Source organism: Pseudoroseomonas cervicalis ATCC 49957, assembly GCF_000164635.1.
Classification (GTDB): Bacteria; Pseudomonadota; Alphaproteobacteria; order Acetobacterales; family Acetobacteraceae; genus Pseudoroseomonas; species Pseudoroseomonas cervicalis.
This window is the reverse complement of sequence record NZ_GG770777.1, coordinates 1,212,667-1,216,369: the sequence shown is the minus strand read 5'-3', so window position 1 is coordinate 1,216,369 and position 3,703 is coordinate 1,212,667. Positions and strand designations below refer to the sequence as shown.

4 protein-coding genes are annotated in these 3,703 nt (G+C 73.6%); 3 read left to right on the top strand and 1 reads right to left on the bottom strand.

Features of this window, described 5'->3' with window-relative positions; genetic code table 11:
* The coding region (locus HMPREF0731_RS05275; RefSeq protein WP_040611936.1) for a YbfB/YjiJ family MFS transporter at window positions 1-719 on the top strand (719 nt) is incomplete at its 5' end.
* A gap of 41 nt (window positions 720-760) precedes the next feature.
* On the opposite strand, the gene HMPREF0731_RS05270 is transcribed toward HMPREF0731_RS05275, so the two are convergent.
* Window positions 761-1,771: an enoyl-CoA hydratase/isomerase family protein gene (locus HMPREF0731_RS05270; protein ID WP_007003007.1), complete on the bottom strand. Its 1,011-nt coding sequence runs from the start codon at window positions 1,769-1,771 to the stop codon at window positions 761-763.
* Window positions 1,772-1,880: 109 nt separating this feature from the next.
* Between HMPREF0731_RS05270 and HMPREF0731_RS05265 the strand changes: the two genes are divergently transcribed.
* Window positions 1,881-2,984, top strand: a complete 1,104-nt coding sequence (locus HMPREF0731_RS05265) for an ABC transporter ATP-binding protein (protein WP_040612331.1) — start codon at window positions 1,881-1,883, stop codon at window positions 2,982-2,984.
* Between the two features lie 101 nt (window positions 2,985-3,085).
* On the top strand, window positions 3,086-3,616 hold the full coding sequence (locus HMPREF0731_RS05260) for a GNAT family N-acetyltransferase (RefSeq protein WP_007003005.1): 531 nt from the start codon (window positions 3,086-3,088) through the stop codon (window positions 3,614-3,616).
* The last annotated feature ends 87 nt before the right edge of the window (window positions 3,617-3,703 follow it).

The window sequence follows — 3,703 nt, the reverse complement described above, 5'->3', positions numbered from 1 at the left end:
TCGGCGCGGGGGTGGTGCTGGGGGCGCTGGCGGTGCCGGCGCTGCGGCCGGCGGGGGTGGAGGCGATCTGGCTCGGCCTGGCGGCGCTGACGCTGCTGCTGTGGCTCTGGCTGCGGCCGCGCTGGCCGGACCCGCCGGCGGCCGAGGTGATGCGGCTGCCGCAGGCGCAGGCGGTGCCGCGCGCCGCGGCGCTGATGGCGGCCTATGGCCTGTCGGCGGCGGGCATGGCGGCGCCGATGGTGTATCTGGCCGATCTGGGCGCGCGCGGGCATGGGCTGGGGCCGCTGGCGCTGGGGGCGCTGTGGGCGCTGTTCGGGCTGGGCGGGGTGGCGGGCACGCTGCTGGGCGGGCGGTCGGTGGGGCGCATCGGCGGCCGCGCGACGCTGCTGTGCTGGCTCAGCGTGCAGGTGGCGGCGCTGCTGGCGGCGCTGGGTCCGGGCGGGGGCTTCGTGCTGCTGGCGGCGCTGCTGGGCGGGTTTTCCGGCATCGGCATCTCGGCCGTGGCGCTGGGGGCGGTGCGGCAGCTGTCGGGGGTGGCGGCCGGGCTGCTCTGGGTGCGGGCGACGGCCTTGTATGCGCTGGCGCAGGCGCTGACCGGCTTCGTGCTGGCGGCGCTGTTCCGTGCCAGCGGCGACAGCCATGCGCTGGTCTTCGCGGTCGCGCTGGGCCTGTCGGTGCTGGGCCTGCTGGTGGCGCTGCGGGTGCCGCGCGCCCACTGATGGCGGGGTCCGGGGGGACCCTGTCCCCCCGGCGCTTTTCTTTATGTGTTCGGAAAAATATCGCCGATCCGCGCCGTCTCGACCCATTTCGGCGCCTGGTCCTTGTCGACCAGGACAGACCGGACACCCTCGGCAAAATCCGGGTGCTGGGTGACCGGCCGGGTCAGCGCCAGTTCCAGCGCCAGGCAGCCGGCGAGATCCAGCGCCGCCCCGCGCCGCAGCAATTCCAGCGTGACGGCGACCGAGGTGGGCGAGACGCGGCGCAGGATGGCGAGCTGCTCGCGCGCCCAGTCGGTGCCCTCGGCTTCCAGGGCGGCCTCGATGCCGGCGCGGTCGGGCTGGCCGAAGCAGCGGGCGATGGCCGGGCGCAGCGCGTCGATGCGGGTCTCGCCGGGGTCTTCGGCGAAGCGGTCCAGCACGGCGATGTCGCCGCTTTCCAGCAGGGCGTCGCGCAAAGCGGGCAGCTTCTCGCGCGGCACGTAATGGGTGGCCAGCCCCGCGGAGACGGCCTCCGCCCCCTTCAGCCTTGCGCCGGTCAGCGCGATCCAGCGGCCGAGCCCGCCCTCCGGCCCGCCCGGCAGGCGCGGCAGGACGTGGCTGGTGCCGACATCGGGGAAGAGGGCGATGGCGGTTTCCGGCATGGCCAGCAGCGCGTGCTCGGTGACGATGCGGTGGCTGCCATGCACCGAGACGCCGAGCCCGCCGCCCATGCAGACCCCGTCGATCAGGCTGACCCAGGGGCGCGGGAAGGCGGCGATGGCGGCGTTGACGGCGTATTCGCGGGTGAAGAAGGCGGCGACGGCCTCGGGCCTTCCCTCCAGCACGTCGAGCCGCACCTGGCGCACATCGCCGCCGGCGCAGAAGGCGCGGTCGCCGGCGCCTTCCAGCAGCACCAGGCGCAGCGACGAATCGTCCCGCCAGGCGGCGATGGCGGCGGCGAAGCCGTCGATCATGGCCAGGTCCAGCGCGTTCAGCGCGCGCGGGCGGTTCATCAGCAGGCGGCCGACGTCCCCCTCGCGCGTGGCGACCAGGCTCTGCGCGGCATCGTCCATTCGGCATTCCTCCATTTCTTGTCGGCGCCCAGGGTCGCGGGAAGGGGAGCGGTTGACAACCCGCCCCGGGACGGGAATGGCTGGGATCATGCTCGGCAAGGGGGCGCTGATGGCTGAGGCTCTGGTCCGGTTCGAGGGGGTGAAGAAGGCCTATGGCCCCGCCGCCTCCGGCTATGCGGTGCGGCAGCTCGACCTCGAGGTGATGCAGGGGGAGCTGCTGACGCTGCTCGGCCCCTCCGGCTCGGGCAAGACGACCACGCTGATGATGCTGGCCGGGTTCGAGATGCCGAGCGAGGGGCGCATCCTGCTGGAGGGGCGCGACATCGCCCGGCTGCCGCCGCACAAGCGCGGCATCGGCGTGGTGTTCCAGTCCTATGCGCTGTTCCCGCATATGAGTGTCGCCGAGAATGTCGCCTTCCCGCTGGAGGTGCGCGGCGTGCCGAAGGCGGAGCGGACCGCGCGGGTGCAGCGGGCGCTGTCGATGGTGCGGCTGGAGGGGTTCGGGGAGCGGCGGCCGCAGCAGCTCTCGGGCGGGCAGCAGCAGCGCATCGCGCTCGCCCGCGCCATGGTGTTCGAGCCGCCGATCGTGCTGCTGGACGAGCCGCTGGGCGCGCTGGACAAGGCGCTGCGCGAGGAGATGCAGTACGAGATCCGCGCGCTGCACCAGCGGCTGGGCCTGACCATGATGTATGTGACGCATGACCAGGCGGAGGCGCTGACGCTGTCCGACCGCATCGCGGTGTTCGAGGGCGGGCTGATCCGCCAGCTGGCGCCGCCGCGGCGGATCTACGAGGCGCCGGCCAATGCCTTCGTCGCCGGTTTCGTCGGCGAGAACAACCGGCTGCCCGGCCAGGTGGCGGCGGCCGAGGACGGGCTGGTGCGGGTGAAGCTGGATTGCGGGCCGGAGGTCTGGGCGCGGCCGGTGGATGCCGGCGGCCCCGGCAGCCGCTGCATCGTGGCGGTGCGGCCGGAGCGGGTGGCGGTGGCGCCCGTCGCCGCCGAGACGCTGGACGAATGGGCGCTGCCGGCGACGCTGCGCGAGGCGATCTTCCAGGGCGACCATGTGCGGCTGCGGCTGGCCTTCGGCGAGGGGGGCGAGATCCTGGTCAAGCGCGCCATCGGCGGCGGCCAGCTGCCGGAGCCGGGCGGCCCGGCGGCGCTGGCCTGGGAGGCGGAGCACGCGCATGCCTTCGCCGCGGCGGGCGCCGCCTAGACGGCGCCAGGGACCGGCGGCCGCGCCAGGAATCCGCAGGGCGCCGTCCGCCCGGCGCGGGGCCTTACAGCCGGGCTGAGGGCGACCTACATGGGGCCCCCATGACCACAGGCCAGATCACCCTCGCCGTCGCGGAGCCCAGCGACATCCCCGACTTCAAGAAGGAGCTGCAGGACTCCTTCGCGGTCGCCGTCATCGAGGCATTCGGGTCGCTGCCCGGCGGGCCGATTCCCTCCGACGAGGATCTGGACCAGGCCATCCACGCCCCGAAGGCCGTGGTGCTGCGCATCCTGCGCGACGGCCGGAAGGTCGGCGGCGCCGTGCTCACCATCGACACCGGGACGCAGCGGAACTCGCTCGACCTGTTCTTCCTGAAACGGGGGGAGGAGGGGCAGGGCATCGGCCTGAAGGCCTGGCGGGCCATCGAGCGGCGCTACCCCGAGACGATCGCCTGGCAGACCCACACCCCGTATTTCGAGAAGCGGAACATCCACTTCTACGTCAACAAATGCGGCTTCAAGATCGTCGAGTTCTTCAACAGGCACCATGCCGCCCCGGAGCATCCCGGCGAGAACGACCTGCCCGGCGATGGCGATGCGTTCCAGTTCGAGAAGATCATGCGCGGCGGCTGATCCGGCCCGGCCGCCCGGCCGCCGGAGGGGTGGCTCAGCAGCGCAGCGCGTCGCGCCGAAGCGGCGCGGCATCGCCCTGGCGCGCGG

What these genes read in the sequence shown, in the direction of transcription:
- HMPREF0731_RS05270 (WP_007003007.1), bottom strand. Translation starts at nt 1,771, where the DNA reads ATGGACGATGCCGCGCAGAGCCTGGTCGCCACGCGCGAGGGGGACGTC.
- HMPREF0731_RS05265 (WP_040612331.1), top strand. Translation starts at nt 1,881, where the DNA reads ATGGCTGAGGCTCTGGTCCGGTTCGAGGGGGTGAAGAAGGCCTATGGC.
- HMPREF0731_RS05260 (WP_007003005.1), top strand. Translation starts at nt 3,086, where the DNA reads ATGACCACAGGCCAGATCACCCTCGCCGTCGCGGAGCCCAGCGACATC.